This is a genomic window from Alsobacter sp. R-9 (genome assembly GCF_054612375.1).
This window is the reverse complement of sequence record NZ_JBTSWJ010000015.1, coordinates 1-20,136: the sequence shown is the minus strand read 5'-3', so window position 1 is coordinate 20,136 and position 20,136 is coordinate 1. Positions and strand designations below refer to the sequence as shown.

Below are 20,136 nucleotides of genomic sequence, written 5' to 3'. Positions count from 1 at the left end.
GACGCTTGACGGACGGTCCGTCAGGTCAGTTCAGGGCCTCGGGCCGGCGGCGGCACGGGCTCGTCGACCAGCCACCAGCAGGCCCGATCCCGGTAGCGGACCGGGCGGAAGCGCTTGTCCTGCGAAAGATTGGAGGACAGGTTGCCCTGCGGACGGACCCCTCCGACAACCACGCCGCGGATCTGCATCAATTCGAGCAGTTCCGAGATCGGAACGGGCTCCCCGCGCTCCCGCAGGATCATCGCGACCACGTCGCGCTGGCTCACGGGACCTGACTCGGCCGTCGGAAGCGGGCGCGGTTCGGCGCGGCGACCGGGAAGCGCCCGGGCGTCGCGGGCGAGGTTGGCCAGCATGTCGATCGCCGACAGGGAGCGTCCGGCCTCGGACGCCTCCGCCTCGATCCGTGGAGGGGCCACGCGGCCCGTCCGGTCCAGCCAGCCGATGGCCTGCTGGAGCGCCAGGAGAACGCGATAATCCTCACTGTCCCTGAACAGGCGAGCCGAGATTTCGTCTTGCAAGCGGATCAGCGCTTCACGCGTCTGCTCGTTCGCTTGGGCCATGCTCGTTAATCCAATCATTGCCGCATTTAATCCAGCGTACTCCCATGAAACGAATCGTGCAAGGTACTTGAATGCAGCCATCAATCGCGACAGTGCTCAATTATCGTCAAGAGTTGCCATCTTGAGTTCAGAAATCCAAAGGATACAACCTAGGGTTATGTCGACTCAATTCGAGACTCAACAACGCTTCGCCACAATCATCGGATTCGGCGCCATCGCGCTGTGGTCCGCACTGGCCCTCATGACGGCTGCATCCGGGACAATTCCGCCCTTCCAACTGGCGGCCATGACTTTCCTGATCGGCGGATGTTTGGGATGCGTGTCCTTTATTCTTAAGCCGAGGGCCATCCGCAACCTCATTCAACGGCCCGTCGTCTGGATCGTGGGCGTCGGCGGTCTCTTCGGATACCATGCGCTCTACTTTGCAGCCCTGCGCCTGGCACCACCCGCAGAGGCCGCCCTCATCGCGTATCTCTGGCCCCTGCTGATCGTCGTCTTCGCCTCCCTGCTGCCGGGCGAGCGGCTGCGACTGCCGCATCTCGTCGGCGCGATGCTGGGCCTCGCCGGCGTCGTGGCCCTGTTCGCCGGCAAGGGCGGGGGGCTGAGCCTGGACCCGGCCCATGCGCCGGGATTCGTGCTGGCGCTCGGGTGCGCGATCGTCTGGTCGGGTTACTCCGTGCTGTCCCGGCTCCTCGGCGAGGTCCCCACCGACGCCGTGACGGGCTTCTGCCTCGTCACCGCCGCGCTTTCCCTTGCCTGCCACCTCGCCTTCGAAACGACCGTCTGGCCCGCCGGCGCGGCCCAGTGGCTCGCCGTCGTCGGTCTCGGAATCGGACCCGTCGGCGCCGCCTTCTACCTTTGGGACCATGGCGTGAAGCGAGGCGACATCAGGATGCTCGGCGTCGCCTCCTACGCCGCGCCCGTGCTCTCGACGCTGCTTCTCGTCGCGACGGGCTTCGCGGCTCCGACGTGGTCCCTGGCCCTGGCGACGCTGCTGATCGTGGCCGGAGCGGCCATCGCATCCCTCACGGGGCGTCGCAGGGAGGCCGCCGCGGCCGTTCAGGACGGCGGCAGCCGGTAGTCGTACCCGTAGAGTTCCCGGAACCCGAGCGATCGGTAGAGGCCCAGCGCGGTGGCGTTGCCCGTCGTCACCTGCAGGTACGCCTGCATAGCGCCGCGCCGCCGGCCCCAGGCGAGCAGCGTCTCGACGACGCGGCGTCCATGCCCCTTGCCGCGCGCCGCGGCCGGTACTGCGATGTCGTAGAGGCCGACCATGCCGCGCTCGAGCACGGCCATGCCGTACGCCACGCCGGCCTCGTCGTCGCGCAGGGTGGCGAAGACGACCTCGGGCCGGATCGCCGCCAGCATCCTCGCCAGCGTGTCGCGCCGCAGGTCGGGTCGGGCGCTGGCCTCTGCGTAACCGTCGATCCAGGCCCTGTCAGCCGCCGCCGAAAGCGACGCAGTCTCGTGCTCGACCAATCCGCGCGGCATCGGGGCGACCATGACGACGCTCTCGTCGACGGAGGTCCAGCCGGCGCCGTCGAGGACCCGGCCCGGCTCATCTCCGGCGAGCGGCGTGATGCGCACGCAGGGCTTGAGCCCGTGGCGCCGGTACAGCGTCTCGATCAGGGGCAGCAAGGTCGCGAAGCGTCCCGTGGGGGCAAGCGCGTTGGCCGAGTTGGCCCGCTTGCTGTAGCCCTCGGCGAAACGCAGCAGCCATCCGTCCAGGACGGCCACCTCCAGCGCGGGCCAGGCGTTGAAGGAGCGCTCCTCGATCGCCCGGACGAGCGCGATGTCGCCGGCAGGCTCCACGGGACTCACCGCGGCACCGGTCGCCAGCCCGGGGGCGCCATCTCGAACCCGGCGAACTCGAAGCCAGGCGCGACGGTGCAGCCCACCAGCGTCCAGGCCCCGAGGCTCGTCGCGCTCTGCCAGTGACCCGCGGGCACCACGACCTGCGGTCGCTGCCCGACCCGGAGATCCGGCCCGAGGTGGAGCGCCTGCGCGTCGTGCCCGTTCGGCGACACGGTCAGCACCAGCGGGCCGCCGGCATACCAGTGCCAGACCTCGGCTGCGTCGACCCGGTGCCACTCGGACACGTCGCCTGCGCCGAGCAGGTAGTAGATCGCCGTCGAGAGGGCGCGGCCGGACGGGGTCGGCGCCGGGTCCCGGAACGTCTCGCGGAAGTAGCCGCCCTCGGGATGAGGCGCGAGACCAAGCAGGCGGACGACGTCCGCCGCGGAGAGATCGTTGTGCAGCACGGGACGGCTCGCTCGTCAGAAGCGGTTCTTGCGCTCGCGCAATTCGGCGAACACCTCGACGGCCGGGCGGCCCTCGAATCCGATCGCCTTCCTGACCTGCGAATCGTCGGCGCGCAGGAACGGGTTGGTCGCCTTCTCGAGGCCGATGGTCGTCGGCAGCGTGAACTGGCCCGCCTGCCGCAACCGCTCGACCTCGGCGGCCCGGTCCTGCAGCGCGAAGTTGGCCGGGTCGACCGTGAGGGCGAAGCGCGCGTTGGACAGGGTGTACTCATGGCCGCAATAGACGACCGTCTCGTCCGGCAGTGCGGCGAGCTTGCCGAGGGAGCGCCACATGTCGGCGGGCGAACCCTCGAAAAGCCGCCCACAGCCGAGCGCGAACAGGGTATCGCCGGCGAAGAGCAGATGCTCGGCGGGGAAATGGAAGGCGATGTGGCCCGCCGTGTGCCCGGGCGTCTCGATGACCCGCGCCTCGAGCGCGCCGACCTTGACCCGGTCGCCCTCCCGGACGCCCTCGTCCATGTCCGGAATGCGCCCGGCGTCTGCCGCCGGGCCGATCACCACGGCGTTGTACCGCTTCTTCAGGGCGGGAACCGCCGCGACGTGGTCGTCATGGTGGTGCGTGACGAGGATATGCGTCAGCTTCCAGCCCTCGCGGTCAAGAGCCGCGACGATGGGCGCCTCCTCGCAGGCGTCGATGGTGGCGGTGGCGCCGGTGGCGGGGTCGTGAAGGATGACCCCGAAGTTGTCGGACGCGCACAGGAACTGGCGGACGGCGGCGGGCATGGTCGGCCTCTTGTGGTTGGAGGAGGGGCGGGTCGCTGTCGCGACGTCGCGCCATTGTCTTTTGCCGGAAGCTGTCCTGCAATGGCGAAACGGGCCGCCGGGGCCGACGAGGAATTCGCCGGGTGCATGCCGACGTCGTTGACCTGAGAACCTTCTACGCGAGCCACCTGGGGGCCGTCGCGCGCCGCCTGCTGGGGCGCGCCATCCGGACCCGCTGGGAGACCGTGGCCGGGCAGGCGATGCTCGGCGTCGGCTACGCCGTGCCCTATCTGGACGGCTTCCTCGGCGAGGCGGAACGCGTGCTGGCGCTCATGCCCGCCGCGCAGGGGGTCGTGAACTGGCCCGCCACGGCGCCATCGGCCACGGCGCTCGCCGACCTCGACATGATGCCGCTGCCGGATTCGAGCATCGATCGCGTCCTCGTGGTCCACGCCCTGGAGACGGACGAGCACCCGGGCGAGCTTCTCTCGGAGATCTGGCGGATCCTGACGCCCGGGGGGCGGATGATCGTCGTGGTGCCGAACCGCCGCGGGCTGTGGGCCCGGATGGACACCACGCCGTTCGGCCAGGGGCAGCCGTTCTCCCGCGGCCAGTTGACCCGCGTGCTGCGGGACGCGCTGTTCTCGCCGGTGCACTGGGCCGAGGCCCTCTACGTGCCGCCCATCCCGCGCCGCTTCTTCCTGACGTCGGCGGTGGCCTGGGAGCGGCTGGGGACGACGCTGTCGCTGCCTTTTGCCGGCGTCCACGTGATCGAGGCGAGCAAGACGCTGTACAGGCCGGTGGCCGTCCGCCCGCTGCGCCGGGCCGGGCTGAGGATGGCGCCGGTGCTGGTCCCCGCCCCGGGAAGCTGAAGCGAAAGCGTGGCCGAGGGGGCCGGTCGCTTGACTAAGCGAAGGCGAACCGTCACTTATCCGCCGCCGCCCCCGCGCCGTTCCGTCCGGGGATCCGTTGCACGTGCGGGCCCCGTCGCCCGGTGAAGAGCTCCATGCGCAGCTACCTCGACTTCGAAAAGCCCGTCGCAGAACTCGAGGCCAAGGCGGACGAACTGCGGTCCGTCGCCGAGAGCAGCGGTTCGCCGGCGCTCGCCAAGGAGATCGAGGCGCTGGAGGCCAAGGCGGTCCAGCAGCTGCGCGACCTCTATGCCGCGCTGACGCCGTGGCAGAAGACCATGGTGGCCCGCCACCCCATGCGTCCTCACTTCCGCGACTATCTCGATGGGCTCATCGAGGAGTTCACGCCCCTGGCCGGCGACCGGAAGTTTGCCGAGGACGAGGCGATCATCGGCGGCTTCGGCCGGTTCCGAGGCCAGGCAGTGTGCGTGATCGGCCAGGAGAAGGGGTCGGACACGGAAACCCGCCTCAAGCACAATTTCGGAATGGCCATGCCGGAAGGCTACCGCAAGGCGGTGCGCCTGATGGAACTCGCCGACCGGTTCGACCTGCCCGTGCTGAGCTTCGTCGACACGGCGGGGGCGTACCCCGGCATCGGCGCCGAGGAGCGCGGCCAGGCGGAGGCCATCGCCCGCTCGACCGAGGCCTGCCTCGCGCTCGGCGCGCCCAACGTGGCCGTCGTGCTGGGCGAAGGCGGGTCCGGAGGAGCCGTGGCGATTGCCAGCTGCAATACCGTGCTGATGCTGGAGCACGCCATCTATACGGTGGCGTCGCCGGAGGCGTCGGCCTCGATCCTGTGGCGCGATTCGGGCCGCGCCCAGGACGCCGCCACCAACATGAAGATCACCGCGCAGGACCTGCTGAAGTTCGGCATCATCGACGGCGTGATCGCCGAGCCGTCCGGCGGCGCCCATCGCGACCCGTCCGGGGCCATCGCCGCCACGGGAGATGCGGTTGCGGCGGCTCTCGCCGACCTTGCGGGCCTGTCGCGGGATCAGGTGCGGGAGCGGCGCGCCCAGAAGTTCCTCGCCATCGGGCGAAAGACCTAGGGTTTAGTGAAGGGGCGTTTATTAACCCTTGGTTGACCATGTTTGAACCGTGCCGATTTTGACGGTAAGGTTCGGGAAAGGATGAGGGACCTAAATCCGAGGGTGAGTCTCGGCCTTGGGTCGCAAGGACATCGCATGGCACATCTCATCAGCCGCCTCGCTCTCGCCACTGCCGCCGCCGTTCTCGTCGCGGGCTGCAATTCCGAGTCCGGGCGCATCCCGGCGCGGGCCTATGCTCCGATCCCCGGCGACACGCTCTCGCTGATGGTGAAGAAGGACACGACGCGGTCGGCGCCGGTCCTCGTGCGCGCTTACAAGAAGGAATCCGAGATCGAGGTCTGGAAGCAGAACTCGGAAGGGCGCTACGTCCACCTCAAGACCTACCCGGTGTGCCGCTGGTCCGGCCAGCTCGGGCCGAAGAAGAAGGAGGGCGACCGGCAGGTGCCCGAGGGCTTCTACACGGTCACCGCCTCGCAGATGAATCCGAACTCGGCCTACTGGCTGTCGTTCAACGTCGGCTACCCGAACCCGATGGAACGGGCGATGGGACGCTCCGGCGGAGACATCATGGTGCACGGCACCTGCTCGTCGCGCGGCTGCTTCGCCATGACGAACGACCAGATCGAAGAGATCTACGCGATCATGCGCGAGGCCTTCAACGGCGGGCAGAAGGCGGTCCAGTTCCAGTCCTATCCGTTCCGCATGACGGCCGAGAACCTCGCCCGGTTCCGTCATGACCCGAACATGCCCTTCTGGAAGAACCTGAAGGAAGGCAACGACCACTTCGAGGTCACCCAGCAGGAGCCGCGGGTCGACTACTGCGGGTCGAAGTACGTGTTCAACACGTCCGCCTCCGGCCGCCTGAACCCGACCGCGGCGTGCCCGCCCCTGACCGTCGACACCGAGATTGCATCTGCCGTCTCCGCCAAGAACCGGGCGGACGAGCAGAAGGTCGCCGAGCTGGTCAGCCGCGGCGCTCCGGCCACGCGGATCCAGTATGCGGACGGCAGCCAGCATCCGTCGTTCCGCGCGTCGGCCATGGCCTATTCCGACAGCGACGGCCGTACGGCCGTGTTCACGAAGCAGGAGGTGAAGAACCTCGGCGAGGTGAGCCGTCCGGAAGCGGTCGCGATGGTCGAGGAGTACCACGTCGACGAGAAGGGCCAGCGCAAGGACCAGGCGCGCGAGGTGGCGAAGCCGGCGGCGGTCGCCTCGGCTGCGGTTGCTGCACCGGCGCCCGCCGCGACGGCAACGCCAGTTCCGGCCTCGCCCGCGGTCGCCCTCGCGCCACCGCCGTCGTCCTCGGGGGGCGCCCTGCAGGCCATCGGCAGCTTCTTCGGCAGCAAGCCTCAGGCTGCGTCGACGGAGACGGCTGCTGCACCGGCCCCGACCTCCCGCCCGGCCACGGCCGGGGAGGAGCGGCCTTTCTACAAGCGTTGGCTCGGGCTCGGGTCGGGCGATGCGCCCGCCCCCGAGACGACGGGCACCCCGGCTGCGCCGGCGAGCGTGCCTCTGCCGCCGCGCCGCCAGATGTCCGGCTCGGTCAACGACAAGGTCGCGATGGCTCCGGCCCGCTGACGCAGTCCCATCAGCACCTGAAAACGGGAACGGCCTCCTTCCGGGAGGCCGTTTTCCTTTGTGCTGCGGTTCGGGCGGACGGGTCGCGCACGGCCAGACGGGCCCACGTGTCGCCGCGGCTGCCAATGACCGGCACTGGCCGGTCCCTGATCCACCGATCCCACGCCAGTTGTCATGCCGGCGCGCAGCCGCGCCGGTCGATCTGCCTGCTTCAGGCGTACTGGCCGTGGCAGTGCTTGAACTTCTTACCCGATCCGCAGGGGCACGCCTCGTTGCGGCCGACGCGGCCCCACGTCGAGGGGTCGTTGGGGTCGCGCGCGACGGCGGTCTCGGCGGTGGGGGAGAAGCCCAGCGCCATGGCTGCACGCGCGTTGACGTCGAGCCCCGCAAGTTCGTCGAGCCCGGTCGAGGCGTCGATGTGGTGGGCCTCCATCGGCGGCAGCTGCGGCTCGGGCGGCTGGAACATCACCTCGACGCGCATCAGCTGGCCGGTCACCTGCTCGCGCAGATGGGTGATCAGCCCGTCGAAGAGCTCGAAGGCTTCCTGCTTGTACTCGTTCAGCGGGTCGCGCTGGGCGAGGCCGCGCCAGCCGATGACCTGGCGAAGGTGGTCCAGCGTCACGAGGTGCTCGCGCCAGAGGTGGTCCAGCATCTGAAGCAGGACCTGCTTCTCGATGTAGGTCATCACCTCGGGGGTGTTCTTCTCGATGCGCGCAGCGTAGCCCTCGTCGGCCGCCTTCTTGATGCGCTCGCGCATCTCCTCGTCGGCGATGCCCTCTTCCTTGGCCCAGTCGGCTACCGGCAGGTCCAGCGCGAGGAAGCGCTTCACGTCCTCGTCGAGGCGCTCCAGGTCCCACTGCTCCGGATACGCGCCCTCGGGGATCGCGCGCGCGACCACGTCGTCGACCACGCCGTGGCGCATGTCGTCGATGGTCGCCCGGACGCTGTCCTCGGCCATGAACTCGCGACGCTGCTCGAAGACGACCTTGCGCTGGTCGTTCATCACGTCGTCGTACTTGAGGATGTTCTTGCGCATGTCGAAGTTGCGGGCCTCGACCTTCTGCTGCGCCTTCTCGATGGCCTTGTTGATCCACGGGTGGATGATGGCCTCGCCTTCCTTCAGGCCGAGCTTCTGCAGCATCCCGTCCATGCGGTCGGAGCCGAAGATGCGCATCAGGTCGTCCTGCAGGGACAGGAAGAACTTGGACCGGCCCGGATCGCCTTGTCGACCGGAGCGGCCGCGCAGCTGGTTGTCGATGCGGCGGCTCTCGTGCCGCTCGGTGCCGATGACGTAAAGACCGCCGGCGCCCAGGGCCTTCTTCTTCAGCTCCGCCACCTCGGCGCGGATCGCGGCCGCCTTCGCGTCGCGGTCCTCCCCTTCCGGAAGGGAGGCCAGTTCGTGGCGGATGCGCATCTCGGCGTTGCCGCCCAGCTGGATGTCCGTGCCGCGTCCCGCCATGTTGGTGGCGATGGTGACGGCCCCCGGCACGCCGGCCTGCGCGACGATGAAGGCTTCCTGCTCGTGGAAGCGGGCGTTCAGCACGGCGAAGTGCTTGGACGGCTTGCCTTCCCGGGCCGCCTTGTAGAGCGGCTCCATCGCGTTCGGGTTGGTGAAGTCCAGCAGCTTGTAGCCGTGCTGGATCAGGAACTCCGCCAGCATCTCCGACTTCTCGATCGAGGTCGTGCCGACGAGCAGCGGCTGGCCTTTCTCGGCCGCCGCCTCGATCTCGGTGACGATCGCCTTGAACTTCTCGAGACCCGTCCGGTAGACCTCGTCGTCCTCGTCGATGCGGCCGACGGAGACGTTCGTCGGGATCTCGACGACCTCGAGCTTGTAGATGTCGAGGAACTCGTCCGCCTCGGTCGCGGCGGTGCCGGTCATGCCGGCGAGCTTCTTGTAGAGGCGGAAGTAGTTCTGGAAGGTGATCGAGGCCAGCGTCTGGTTCTCGGGCTGGACCTGCACCTTCTCCTTGGCCTCGAGGGCTTGGTGGAGCCCCTCGGAGTAGCGGCGACCGGGCATCATGCGGCCGGTGAACTCGTCGATGATGACGACCTCACCGTTGCGGATGATGTAGTCCTTGTCGCGCTGGAACAGCGTGTGGGCGCGCAACGCCTGGTTGACGTGATGGACGAGCGTCACGTTCTGGGCGTCGTAGAGCGAGCCTTCCTGAAGAAGGCCGGCCTCGGCCAGAAGCTCCTCGATGCGTTCGTTGCCGCTCTCGTTGAGCGAGACGGCCCGCTGCTTCTCGTCGAGGTCGTAGTCACCCTTGCCGAGCTTCGGGATCAGGCCGTCGATCGCGTTGTAGAGGTCGGACCGGTCGTCGAGCGGGCCGGAGATGATCAGCGGGGTGCGTGCCTCGTCGATCAGGATCGAGTCCACCTCGTCGACGATGGCGAAGTTGTGCGCGCGCTGGGTCATCTGACCGAGCTCGTACTTCATGTTGTCACGCAGGTAGTCGAAGCCGAACTCGTTGTTCGTGCCGTAGGTGATGTCGCAGGCGTAGGCCGCGCGGCGCTCCTCGTCGTCGAGGCCGTGGACGATGATGCCGACGGTGAGCCCGAGGAAGCGGTAGATCTGGCCCATCCACTCGGCGTCGCGGCGGGCGAGGTAGTCGTTCACCGTCACCACGTGCACGCCCTTGCCGGCGAGCGCGTTGAGGTAGGTGGGCAGCGTGGCGACGAGGGTCTTGCCTTCACCGGTCTTCATCTCGGCGATCGAGCCCTCGTGGAGGACCATGCCGCCGATCAGCTGCACGTCGAAGTGGCGCTGGCCGAGGGTGCGCTTGGCGGCCTCGCGCACGGTGGCGAAGGCGGGTACGAGAATGTCGTCGAGCGTCTTGCCGGCCGCGAGCTGGTCCCGGAATTCCTGCGTCCGGGCGCGGAGCTGGTCGTCCGTAAGGGCCGAAACCTCGCCTTCCAGGGCGTTGATCGCCGCGATCCGGGGCCGGTAGGTCTTGAGGCGGCGGTCGTTGGACGAGCCGAAGACCTTCTTGGCAAGTGCGCCGAACATATTCGGAAAACCTTTTTCGTCGGGCGGCGAGGGAGCCGCCGGCTGTCTCGTTTGGCCTGTTCGAACGGGCTTATAACGCCATCCGCAGCCGGACGCACGGGGGATTGCGGCCCCGGTTGCCACGGGCCAGACGCCTCGACCGCCCTCCCGGACATGGTGACGCGACGCCCGCGATACAATCGTTGCCGCCGCGTTCAACTTTGCGGGCGGCGCGTTGCGTCGCGGGCTGCGGGTCAATATGAGTCGGCGCAACCGCAGACCCGGCGCCGCCGGGCCGCCCTCCCGTACCGGAGCTTCCTGATGCTGAAGAACGCCCTCCTTGCCGCGACGGCCGCGGTCCTCATCGCCGGATCGGCCCTCGCCGCCGGGCCCGACACGGTGGTGGCCAAGGTGGACGGCATCCCGATCACCGAGCAGGATCTCTCCTTCGCCGCCGAGGAGCTGGCCGGCCAGCTGCCGGCGCAGGCGACCGAGCAGCAGAAGCGGGATTTCCTCGTCAGCTTCGTCGCCGACCTGAAGCTGGTGGCCCGCGCCGCCCGCGAGGCGAAGATCGACAAGACCCCCGACTTCGAGAAGAAGCTCGCCTACATGCAGGACAAGCTCCTGCTCGACGAGTACGTGGCGCAGGAGGCCAAGAAGGCGGTCACGCCCGAGGCGGCGCGCAAGCTCTACGAGGAGAGCATCAAGTCGGTGACGCCCGAGCAGGAGGCGCATGCCCGCCACATCCTCGTCCCCACGGAGGACGAGGCGAAGGCGGTGGCCAAGCGCGTGAAGGGCGGCGAGGACTTCGCCAAGGTGGCCGGCGAGGTCTCGAAGGATCCCGGTTCGGGCAAGGACGGCGGCGACCTCGGCTGGTTCACCAAGGACCGGATGGTGCCCGAGTTCGCCGAGGCGACCTTCAAGTTGAAGCCCGGCGAGATCTCCGAGCCCGTGAAGAGTCAGTTCGGCTGGCACGTGATCAAGCTCGAGGAGCTGCGCAACAAGCCGCTGCCCACCTTCGAGGAGGTCAAGGACCAGGTCGAGCAGTACCTGTCCCGCAAGGCGCAGAGCGACCTCATCATGGCGCTGCGCGCCAAGGGCAAGGTCGAGCGCCTCGACAACCCGGGCGAAGTGAAGAAGCAGTAAGCCGCCTCACCGATCCGGAAGGTGCTCCGTCCGGGCGCCTTCCGTCCTCTACCTTCCGCCTTTCCGGAGTTCCCCCGATGGCGCACGCCGTCTCCCCGCTCGCTCCCGCCGCCTTTCCGGACCTGCCCCGCATCGAGGGCGTCCGCTTCGCGACCGCGGCGGCCGGCATCCGATACAAGGGGCGGACCGACGTGATGCTGGCGGTGCTCGACGAGGGCACCGAGGCGGCCGGCGTGTTCACGAAGTCGCGCTGCCCGTCGGCGCCGGTCGACTGGTGCCGCGCCGCGTTGAAGCAGGGCCGGGCGCGCGGCCTCGTCGTCAACTCCGGCAACGCCAACGCCTTCACGGGCCGCAAGGGGGCCGAGGCCGTGGCGCGGACGGCGGACATCGCCGCCGCGGCGCTGGGATGCCGCCCGACGGAGATCCTCCTCGCCTCGACCGGCGTGATCGGGGAGCCGCTCGACGCCGGCAAGTTCGAGGGCGTCCTCGATGACTGTGCCGGGCGGGCGAGCCAGGGCGCCTGGATCGAGCCCGCCCGGGCCATCATGACGACGGATACCTTCCCCAAGGGGGCAGGGGCCACCGTGGACCTCGGCGGGGCGCCGGTGCACATCGCCGGCATCGCCAAGGGCGCGGGGATGATCGCGCCCGACATGGCGACGATGCTGTCCTTCGTCTTTACCGATGCGCCGCTGGGCGCGGGCGTTCTGCAGGCCATGCTGTCTGCGAGCGTGGAGACGACATTCAACGCCATTACCGTCGACAGCGACACTTCGACATCCGACACCCTGATCCTGTTCGCCACCGGAAAGGCGGCGGCGCGCGGGTGCCCGCGCATCGACGATCCGGCCGATCCGCGCCTCGCCGCGTTCCGCGCCGCGCTGCATGGCGTCATCCTGGACCTCGCGCAGCAGGTGGTGAAGGACGGCGAGGGCGCCCGTCACTTCGTCGGGGTGACCGTGACGGGGGCCGAGAGCGACGCCTCCGCCAAGCGCATCGCCAAGTCGATCGCCGACAGCCCGCTGGTCAAGACCGCCATCGCCGGCGAGGACGCCAACTGGGGCCGCGTGGTGGCCGCCGTGGGCAAGGCCGGCGAGCCTGCCGACCGCGACCGGCTCGCGATCTGGTTCGGCCCGCACCGGGTCGCCGTCGAGGGGGCGCGCGACGCGTCCTACGACGAGGCCACCGTCTCGGCCTACATGAAGGGCCAGGACATCGACATCCGGGTCGACCTGGGCCTCGGCGGCGGCCGCTTCACGGTGTGGACCTGCGACCTCACCAAGGAATACGTGGAGATCAACGGCGACTACCGGAGCTGAGCCGATGAAGCTCCTTCTCGTCGTCGCCTGCGCGCTCATCGACGCAGACGGCCGCGTGCTCATCGCGCAGCGGCCGGAGGGCAAGGCCATGGCCGGGCTGTGGGAGTTCCCGGGCGGCAAGATGGAGCCCGGCGAGCGACCCGAGGAAACGCTCATCCGGGAGTTGCACGAGGAACTGGGCATCACGGTGAAGGAACCCTGCCTCGCTCCGCTCACCTTCGCCAGCTTTGCCTATGACGACTTCCACCTGATGATGCCGCTGTGGGTCTGCCGCCGCTGGGAGGGAACCGTGGTGGCCAAGGAGCACCAGGCGTTGCGCTGGGTGCGTCCCAACAAGCTCCGCGAGTTCCCCATGCCGCCCGCGGACGAGCCCCTGATCCCGCCCCTAATCGATCTCGTCGGCGGCTCCTGAGCCGTGCAACCGGTTGCATCCCTCTCGCGCGGCTGGATCCTGTCGCGGCTGATCGCCTGTTCCATGCTCTGGTCCTCCGGCTTTCTGTTCATGAAGCTGGCCGTGACCGTCTCGCCATGGGTCGTGTCCGCGAGCCGAGCTTCCATCGCGGCCGTGGCCATCGCGGGTTGGTTCCTCCTCGGCGGGCGTTCGCCGGTGCCGCGGCGGGAGGAGCGGGTGCCGTGGCTGGTGCTCGGCACGCTCAACGGCTGGATGCCGAACGTTCTCACCGCCTATGCCGTCTCGGAGATCAGTGCGGCGCTGGCGAGCATGATCCAGGCCTCCGGCCCGATCATGGTGGCGATCCTCGCCCACTTCGCCTTCGCCGAGGAGCGGTTGACGCTGCAGCGGGCGGCCGGCGTCGCGGTGGGGTTCGTCGGCATGGCCGTCCTGATCGGGCCTTCCGCGCTGGCCGGTTCCACGGGCGGCGCGCTCGGCATCGGCGCGATGGTTTGGGTGTCGCTGAGCTATGCCGTCGGCAACATCTACGCCCGCAACCTCAACCACATCGAGTCGTCGCGGCTCGCCTTGGGGCAGCAGACCGTGTCCGCGCTGTTCTCGGTGGTACTGGCGATCCTGCTCGTCGGCTCGGCCGCGATCCCGAGCCTCGTCGACAACGCCGCCGCGCTGCTGGCCCTGGGGCTTGTGGCCACGGCCATCCCGATCACGATCTTCATGTCGCTGATCCAGAAGGCAGGCCCCACGCGGGCTGCGATGATCGGCTACCTGCTGCCCGTCTGGGCCTCGCTCCTGGCGATCCTGTTCCTGGGGGAATCGGTCGGGCTGCGGGAGGCCGTCGGCGCGGCCATCATCCTGGCGGGTGTGTGGATCGTCTCGGTGGCGCCCCGCGCGGCCTGACCCGCGTCAGCGCAACAGCGCCTGCAGGTCGTCTCTCAGCCTCGCAGGCAGCGGGACCGGCCGCTGCGTCGCCCGGTCGACGCAGACATGGACAAACCGTCCCTGCGCCACCGCCTGATCGCCGTGCTCCCGGAAGATGCCGATGGCGTAGGTGACCGAACTCGACCCGAGTCGCTCGACGGCGAGCGCTGCGTGAACGGTCTCCGGGAAGGCAACGCTCTCGAAGTAGGTGCAGGACGTCTCCACCACGAGGCTGACGATGGGGCTCGCGGCGATGTCGAGGTGTCCGCGCTCGACGAGCCAGCGGTTCACGACCGTGTCGAACCAGCCGTAGTAGACCACGTTGTTGACGTGCGCGTAGACGTCGTTGTCCGACCAGCGGGTCGTGATCGGCAGGACGTGACGGTAGTCGGCGCGGGTGGTTCGGTGGGGCTTGCCCGACATGGCGTCGTTCTCCGGTTTCAGCGTGACGCCTCGCCGCCGGCGAAGGACTTTGCGAGGAAGGCGCCGCCGTGGCGAAGCCCGTCCTCGTCGATGCCGTGGCCGAGACCGGGGCACGCGTGCCACTCGCAGGGCACGCCCGCACCGGCCAGCGCGGCGACCGACATGGTGAGCGCTCCGAACGGGATCACCTCGTCCTCCATACCGTGGACCAGCAGGACTGGCGCAGGCGCCGTCAACTCGCCGGCGAGGTACTGCGGCCCGGCGAGGAGGCCCGAGTAGCCGACGATGGCGGCAGGTCCGCGGGCGCGCCGCAGGCCGGCGTGGAGAACCATCATCGTGCCCTGGCTGAAGCCGACGAGGCCGAGGCTTGTGTCGTCCAGGTTGAAGCGCGCAAGTTCCGTGTCCAGGAATCGGTCGAACGTCGTCCGCGCGGCCACCACGCCCTGCCAAACCTCATGCGGGTCACGGCGCTCCAGGGCGAACCACTGGCGGCCCATCGGTGCCATGCCGCAAGGCTCCGGTGCGTGCGGCGCGACGAACGCCGTGTCGGGAAGGTCCCCGGCCCAGGTGTCTGCCAGTTCGATCAGGTCATTGCCGTCGGCGCCGTAGCCGTGCACCAGCACCACGAGCGAGCGGACGCGGCCCGATTGTGCCGGCCGGCGCGGACCTTCGAGGGTCGCCGTCATGCCGCGCCCCTTCCTTCCCCTTCGGGCCCCGGCACGATCGGGAGCCCTGCTCCCTTCTTGCAGGCCCCGTAATAGGCCCAGAGCAGCTTGGCCGCGGCGCCCCGCCAGGGACGCCAGCGCTGGGACCACTCGTCGAGATCCTTCGCCGTCGGTCGCGACGGCAGGTCGTAGCCCATCCGGACGGCCTCCTGCAGGGCAAGGTCGCCTGCCGGAAAGGCATCCGGGTGGCCCAGACAGAAGAGCAGGTAGATGTCCGCCGTCCACGGCCCGATGCCGCGCACGGTGACGAGGTGCCCGTGAGCCTCTCCGGCCTCCATGGCATGGAGCTGGTCAAGCGGGACGGCTCCGCACGCAACGGCCTCGGCGCAGGCCCGCAGCGTCCGGACCTTGGGGCTCGACAGGCCGCAGGCCCGCAGGTCGTCATCCGTGGCGTCCAGGATGGCCGCCGCCGTGACGGTGTCGAAGCGCAGCTTCACGCGCCGCCAGATCGCCGACGCGCTGGCCGTCGAGAGCTGCTGGGCGACGACGATGGCGGCAAGCCCCTCGAAGCCGGGATCGCGCTTGCGCAAGGGCGGGCGTCCTCCGATCGCCATGAGACGGTCGAGGTGCGGGTCGATGCGCACGACCTCGGCGAGGGCCCGGTCCAGCGCCTCATCGCAATCGATCATGGACGACGGCCTCCCGTGATGCTTGGCTGCCCCTGCCGAACCGCCGACAGAGGACACCGCGGCTCCCGCGCATGCAACCCGTCTTCCGCTTCGCGCCGAGCCCGAATGGATTCCTGCATCTCGGGCATGCGCTGTCCGCCCTCCTCAACGCGGATGCCGCCCGACGGATGGCGGGCCGCCTGCTCCTGCGAATCGAGGACATCGACCCCGAACGCTCGAGGGAGACCTATGTGGCCGCCCTCCTCGAAGATCTCGACTGGCTCGGATTCGCGGCCGAGGAACCGGTGCTGCGCCAGTCCTCGCGGATGGAGGTCTACAGCGGCCGTCTCGGCCAGTTGCGGCAACGGGGGCTCGTCTACCGGTGCTTCTGCAGCCGCGGCTTCACGGCACGGGCCGTGGCCGAGCATGAAGCGAGCGGGACGGCGTGGCCGCGGGATCCCGACGGCGCGCCGTTTCACGCCGGGCCCTGCGCTCTTCTCGACGAGACCGCCGCCGAGACGCGGGCGGCAGCGGGCGAGCCCCATACGTGGAGGTTGCGCATGGATGCCGCCATGGCGGCTGTTCCCGGGCCGCTGCCGTGGATCGCGCTCGCCGAGGATACCTTCGCCCCGACGCCGCGCAGGGCCGACCCGGCCCGGTGGGGTGACGCCGTGCTCGCACGCCGCGACGTCCCGACGAGCTACCATCTCGCCGTGGTGACGGATGACGCCGCCCAGGGCGTCACCCATGTCGTGCGGGGACGAGACCTCGAGCCCGCCACGGATCTCCACCGCCTGCTGCAGGCCCTCCTTGGCCTGCCGACGCCGCTCTACTGCCACCACCGCCTGCTTCTCGGCCCGGACGGGCAGAAGCTCGCCAAGAGCGCGGGATCGACGGCGCTGCGGGACCTGCGGGCGGCCGGATGGACACCGGTCGACGTGCGGCGGGCCGTGGGCCTGCCGGCCCCTGATCCCTGATTAGCGCGTGCCGAGAACTGCGAGCCAGAATGCGGTGGAGGCGATCGACAGGGCGGTCGAAAGCGTGATCGCACTGGCCGTCACGCCCACGGCCGTGCGGTAGCGCTCGGCGAAGAGGTAGGCATTGAGCCCGCAGGGCGCGGCGGCGAAAAGCACGGCGACGCCGGCCCAGACGGGCGGCATCGCGAAGACGTGGAAGGCGAGGAGGTAGACGAGCGCCGGGTGCACGATGAGCTTGAGCCCGGTGATCGTCGCCGCCAGCCGGGGCTGCTGTGCAAGACCGTAGCGGCGCAGCGCGATGCCCATGGCGAAGAGCGCACAAGGCGCCGCAGCGCTGGCAAGGGCGTTGATCACGTCCTTGAAGGCGCCGCCGACCGGCCACCCGGTCAGGCGCCATGCCACGCTGACGGCGATGCCGACGAGGAGCGGGTTCGTCGCGAGCTGGCGGGCGAGCCTTCTCAGATCCGCGCCGCTGCCCTCGGTGAGCAGGCTGCCGACGGCCACCATGATCGGCAGGTGGATGGCGATGAGGAGGAACAGGGGCACGGCGCCCGGCGCTCCATAGGCCTCGAGGATGAGGGGGACGCCGACGAAGACGGTATTGGCCTGCGCTGAGCAGAAGCCCACCACGACGCCCTCTTGTCGGGTGGCCCCGAACAGCCGCGTCGCGGCGAGGCTGCCCGTCGTCCACACGATGGTGACGGCGCTGAAATAGGCCATCCAGTAGCCCCAGGGCTGGGCGTCCGGAAGCTCCGCGGCCGTGAGCGTCTTGAACACCAGGGCGGGCACGGCGATCGTGAAGACGAACTCGGACAGGCCCTCGCCGGCTCGATCCGAGACGAGCCCGGTCAACCGCGCCGCGAAGCCGAGCGCGATCAGACCGAAGATCGGCAGGACGATGGAGAGGACGTGGAGCATTCGATCCGGCGCCTGGGGGACGCCGGCGCTGGCTCAGCGGGCCCGCTCGGCGATCCGCGTGGCCGTGGGTGCCTTGCGGATGAGTTCGTCTATCCGGTCCTTCTCGCGCTTGAAAGCCGCAACCTGCCGTTCGTCGAGGTCCCTGTTGCGGGGAACCTTGACGGCGAGCGGATCGACGAAGTTCTCGTTGATCATGACCTCGTAGTGCAAGTGGGGCCCGGTCGACAGGCCGCTGTTGCCGAGATAGCCGATGACCTGGCCCTGGCGCACACGAACGCCCTCCCGGATGCCCTTCGCGAACGCCGACATGTGGTTGTAGGTCGTGACGAAGTTGTAGGCGTGCTCGATCTCGACGCGGCGGCCATAGCCGCTGTCCCAGCCGGCGCTGCGCACCCGGCCATCGCCGGCGGCGATGATCGGCGTGCCGATGCGGTTGGCCCAGTCGATGCCGGTGTGCATGCGCGAGTAGCGCAGGATCGGGTGGTACCGCATGCCGAAGGTGGAGCGCAGCTGGCCCTCGGCGATCGGCTTGCGGATCAGGAACTTGCGGTTGGACTTGCCGCCCTCGTCGAAGAAGTCGATGACGCCGTCCTCGCTGGGTGCGAAGCGATAGTAGCGACGCACGGTGCCGGAGACCGAGAGGCTCGCATAGAGCAGTTCGGGCCGCCCGTCGCCCTCGTCGTCCTCGCCGTAGAAGATCTCGATGCTGTCGCCGCCGGAGACGCGGCGCTGCAGGTCGAAGTCGTAGAAGGCGACCTTGACGATCTGGTCGACGATCGACTTCGGGATGTCGTGCTTGAACGCCGTCTCGTAGAGGCTCTGGTAGAGCCGGAGGCCCGAGCCCTCGTCCTCGTCCTCCTCGCCCTCGTCCTCGTCCGAGGCCTTGGCGACCGTCTCCTGTTGCGGCACCGCGACGGGGACGAACTCGTTGCGGTCGTTGACCGCAGCGATCGCGAGGACGGTTTCGCCGTCGTAGAGCATCACGCGAAGCAGCGGGTTCTGCTTGCGCTCCGGGGCGGGGCCGAAGAGCAGCTTGAGGCGCTGGCCCTCGCGCGGCGGCGTGTCCTTGAGCTTGCTTCCGAGGGCGACCAGAGCCGAACGGGCTTCAGGCGCCGTGGCACCGTTGGTGCGCAGCACCTGCTCGATGGTCTCGCCGCGGCGAATGGTGGCAAGCTTTTCGTCGGGGCCGCTTGCGACCTGCTGCTTCTCCGTCGGCGGCGACTTCTCGCGCGTGGTGACGTTCTCGGGCACGAACGTCACCTGCATCGTGGAGAACGAGATGCCCGGCTGGCTCGCGGGGGTCTCGTCCTGCAACTTCGGCGTGGTGAGTGCGCGCATCAGCATCATCTGGGACGGGATGCCCAATGGACGCTGGCCGGCCGCGAGGGCGGCCTTGCGCTCCTCGATGACCTGCGCGAGCACCATGTCCAGTCCGAGGGCGGCGCCCGAGTCCGGTGCCCCCGAGTACCCGGCGAGCGGCTTGCGCTGCACCGACACCTCGGCGTCGCCCTCGTTGGCCTCGAGCTCCGGCGCCCGCTCGCCGGTATCGCCCCCCGCCGCGTAGAGCTTCATAGGGTTGAAGGCAGGCACGTCCTCGGCAAAGCCCATCGTGCTCAGCGCGAGGTTGGTCGCAACGCGGACAAAGGGCTTCGTCTTGACGATCTCTCGGTCGCCGATGCGGATCGTCGTGGGCGTGCGGAAGGCCTGCTTCGCGGAGACGATGTCCGTCGCGACGAACAGCCTGTCGCCCCGCCGAGGCGACCGGTCCGGCGACACGGGCCGTCCCGTCGACCCGACCGCCAGCTGGCCGCGCTCTGCGAAGTACAGCTCGGAGTCGAGGGAGACGATGATCGCGGAGCCGATGAGGCCGGCGCCGAAGAGGCCCGTGAGGACGGTGGCCGTCAGCCACCGGATGCTCAGCGCACGCCGGTCGCCGCGCGCCTCGCCGCCACTGCGGTCGAGCGGCGGCTCGAGGCCGAGATCGATGCCGGCGCCGGTCGTCCTCAAGGGAACGGCGAAGGGCGCTGGGGCAGTGCCACGCGGCAGGGACATGGGCGTTGGGCGACGAGCTCGACAGTGATGGCGGACGCGGCTTCCGAAGCAGCCAGGCGATACCAGGAAGCCCGGATCACCTTGCCGGCAGGGCGGGGTGCCGTCAACGACGCCCGGTCCTTATGCCTTGAACATGGTGGCGTCATTGGGGCGGGGCCGGTGCCCCTGATGACCGTCCTGCAGAGACGAAGATTGCGGTGCCGTTCCCTTGCCGCCGCGTTGGCGGTCCACGCTGTCATCAGATTGGCATATCGCTTGCGGAGGATCAGGCAGCCTTCGGCCTGGCGGGGCCGTGGCAGAGGGAGCCTGCTGCACCGTTGGGCAAGACCTGCCCAAACGGACGCCGAGAAGTTTTTTTTCGAAGCGTGTTGACAGGGCTGATCGGGCGGATCTATATACGCCTCACACACGGCGACGCCGCCCGGGACCAACGGTCGGCGCGCCCTGCAGGCATCTTCTGGACATCGGGTCTGATGTTGACCTGGCTTCGGTCGGGTGAGGGGTGTTTGCGTTGGGTGTGATGCTGTG

At 69.2% G+C, this 20,136-nt stretch carries 19 protein-coding genes; 9 read left to right on the top strand and 10 right to left on the bottom strand.

Annotated elements, in window-relative coordinates:
• Nucleotides 1-20: 20 nt before the first annotated feature.
• Nucleotides 21-560: a hypothetical protein gene (locus ACX9GQ_RS20690; protein WP_459631491.1), complete on the bottom strand. Its 540-nt coding sequence runs from the start codon at nucleotides 558-560 to the stop codon at nucleotides 21-23.
• 157 nt (nucleotides 561-717) lie between these two features.
• Between ACX9GQ_RS20690 and yddG the strand changes: the two genes are divergently transcribed.
• On the top strand, nucleotides 718-1,641 hold the full coding sequence (gene yddG / locus ACX9GQ_RS20685; RefSeq protein WP_459631490.1) for an aromatic amino acid exporter YddG: 924 nt from the start codon (nucleotides 718-720) through the stop codon (nucleotides 1,639-1,641).
• Here the strand turns inward: yddG and ACX9GQ_RS20680 are convergent.
• The 3 genes from ACX9GQ_RS20680 to gloB are packed head-to-tail and all read right to left on the bottom strand — an operon-like array spanning nucleotide 1,620 to nucleotide 3,604.
• Entirely contained in the window at nucleotides 1,620-2,372 is a 753-nt protein-coding gene (locus ACX9GQ_RS20680) for a GNAT family N-acetyltransferase (RefSeq protein WP_459631489.1), read from the bottom strand. The two genes, yddG and ACX9GQ_RS20680, sit on opposite strands and share 22 nt — an antisense overlap.
• A gap of 5 nt (nucleotides 2,373-2,377) precedes the next feature.
• Complete coding sequence (locus tag ACX9GQ_RS20675; RefSeq protein WP_459631597.1) at nucleotides 2,378-2,818, bottom strand: cupin domain-containing protein; 441 nt, start codon at nucleotides 2,816-2,818, stop codon at nucleotides 2,378-2,380.
• A gap of 18 nt (nucleotides 2,819-2,836) precedes the next feature.
• Nucleotides 2,837-3,604 (bottom strand): hydroxyacylglutathione hydrolase, encoded by a 768-nt coding sequence (gloB, locus tag ACX9GQ_RS20670; RefSeq protein ID WP_459631488.1) that lies wholly within the window; start codon nucleotides 3,602-3,604, stop codon nucleotides 2,837-2,839.
• 122 nt (nucleotides 3,605-3,726) lie between these two features.
• Between gloB and ACX9GQ_RS20665 the strand changes: the two genes are divergently transcribed.
• The 3 genes from ACX9GQ_RS20665 to ACX9GQ_RS20655 all read left to right on the top strand — a co-directional run bounded on the left by ACX9GQ_RS20665 (nucleotide 3,727) and on the right by ACX9GQ_RS20655 (nucleotide 7,121).
• Nucleotides 3,727-4,455 (top strand): methyltransferase domain-containing protein, encoded by a 729-nt coding sequence (locus ACX9GQ_RS20665; RefSeq protein ID WP_459631487.1) that lies wholly within the window; start codon nucleotides 3,727-3,729, stop codon nucleotides 4,453-4,455.
• Between the two features lie 134 nt (nucleotides 4,456-4,589).
• The gene (locus ACX9GQ_RS20660) at nucleotides 4,590-5,543 is read left to right on the top strand and encodes an acetyl-CoA carboxylase carboxyltransferase subunit alpha (RefSeq protein ID WP_459631486.1); all 954 of its coding nucleotides are present in this window, start codon (nucleotides 4,590-4,592) and stop codon (nucleotides 5,541-5,543) included.
• A gap of 135 nt (nucleotides 5,544-5,678) precedes the next feature.
• Entirely contained in the window at nucleotides 5,679-7,121 is a 1,443-nt protein-coding gene (locus ACX9GQ_RS20655; RefSeq protein ID WP_459631485.1) for a L,D-transpeptidase family protein, read from the top strand.
• A 211-nt stretch (nucleotides 7,122-7,332) separates the two neighbouring features.
• Here ACX9GQ_RS20655 and secA read toward each other — a convergent pair whose 3' ends face one another.
• Nucleotides 7,333-10,131, bottom strand: coding sequence for a preprotein translocase subunit SecA (secA, locus tag ACX9GQ_RS20650; RefSeq protein WP_459631484.1), 2,799 nt, complete (start codon nucleotides 10,129-10,131; stop codon nucleotides 7,333-7,335).
• A 300-nt stretch (nucleotides 10,132-10,431) separates the two neighbouring features.
• Here secA and ACX9GQ_RS20645 point away from each other — a divergent pair, with 300 nt between their 5' ends.
• From ACX9GQ_RS20645 to ACX9GQ_RS20630, 4 genes are all read left to right on the top strand, one after another.
• The gene (locus ACX9GQ_RS20645; protein ID WP_459631483.1) at nucleotides 10,432-11,256 is read left to right on the top strand and encodes a peptidylprolyl isomerase; all 825 of its coding nucleotides are present in this window, start codon (nucleotides 10,432-10,434) and stop codon (nucleotides 11,254-11,256) included.
• 77 nt (nucleotides 11,257-11,333) lie between these two features.
• Nucleotides 11,334-12,575, top strand: coding sequence for a bifunctional glutamate N-acetyltransferase/amino-acid acetyltransferase ArgJ (gene argJ, locus ACX9GQ_RS20640; RefSeq protein WP_459631482.1), 1,242 nt, complete (start codon nucleotides 11,334-11,336; stop codon nucleotides 12,573-12,575).
• 4 nt (nucleotides 12,576-12,579) lie between these two features.
• Entirely contained in the window at nucleotides 12,580-12,987 is a 408-nt protein-coding gene (locus ACX9GQ_RS20635) for a (deoxy)nucleoside triphosphate pyrophosphohydrolase (RefSeq protein WP_459631481.1), read from the top strand.
• A gap of 3 nt (nucleotides 12,988-12,990) precedes the next feature.
• Nucleotides 12,991-13,884, top strand: a complete 894-nt coding sequence (locus tag ACX9GQ_RS20630; protein WP_459631480.1) for a DMT family transporter — start codon at nucleotides 12,991-12,993, stop codon at nucleotides 13,882-13,884.
• A 6-nt stretch (nucleotides 13,885-13,890) separates the two neighbouring features.
• On the opposite strand, the gene ACX9GQ_RS20625 is transcribed toward ACX9GQ_RS20630, so the two are convergent.
• The 3 genes from ACX9GQ_RS20625 to ACX9GQ_RS20615 are packed head-to-tail and all read right to left on the bottom strand — an operon-like array spanning nucleotide 13,891 to nucleotide 15,682.
• A complete protein-coding gene (locus ACX9GQ_RS20625) occupies nucleotides 13,891-14,328 on the bottom strand; it encodes an acyl-CoA thioesterase (protein WP_459631479.1) in 438 nt (145 codons plus the stop codon).
• A gap of 17 nt (nucleotides 14,329-14,345) precedes the next feature.
• Nucleotides 14,346-15,014, bottom strand: coding sequence for an alpha/beta hydrolase (locus ACX9GQ_RS20620; protein ID WP_459631478.1), 669 nt, complete (start codon nucleotides 15,012-15,014; stop codon nucleotides 14,346-14,348).
• Entirely contained in the window at nucleotides 15,011-15,682 is a 672-nt protein-coding gene (locus tag ACX9GQ_RS20615) for a DNA-3-methyladenine glycosylase family protein (protein WP_459631477.1), read from the bottom strand. Before ACX9GQ_RS20615 ends, ACX9GQ_RS20620 begins: the two co-directional genes overlap by 4 nt.
• A 71-nt stretch (nucleotides 15,683-15,753) precedes the next feature.
• Here ACX9GQ_RS20615 and gluQRS point away from each other — a divergent pair, with 71 nt between their 5' ends.
• A complete protein-coding gene (gluQRS, locus tag ACX9GQ_RS20610) occupies nucleotides 15,754-16,638 on the top strand; it encodes a tRNA glutamyl-Q(34) synthetase GluQRS (RefSeq protein ID WP_459631476.1) in 885 nt (294 codons plus the stop codon).
• Here gluQRS and ACX9GQ_RS20605 read toward each other — a convergent pair whose 3' ends face one another.
• The gene (locus tag ACX9GQ_RS20605) at nucleotides 16,639-17,556 is read right to left on the bottom strand and encodes an AEC family transporter (RefSeq protein WP_459631475.1); all 918 of its coding nucleotides are present in this window, start codon (nucleotides 17,554-17,556) and stop codon (nucleotides 16,639-16,641) included.
• A gap of 33 nt (nucleotides 17,557-17,589) precedes the next feature.
• A complete protein-coding gene (locus ACX9GQ_RS20600; RefSeq protein WP_459631474.1) occupies nucleotides 17,590-19,563 on the bottom strand; it encodes a peptidoglycan DD-metalloendopeptidase family protein in 1,974 nt (657 codons plus the stop codon).
• Between the last annotated feature and the right edge of the window lie 573 nt (nucleotides 19,564-20,136).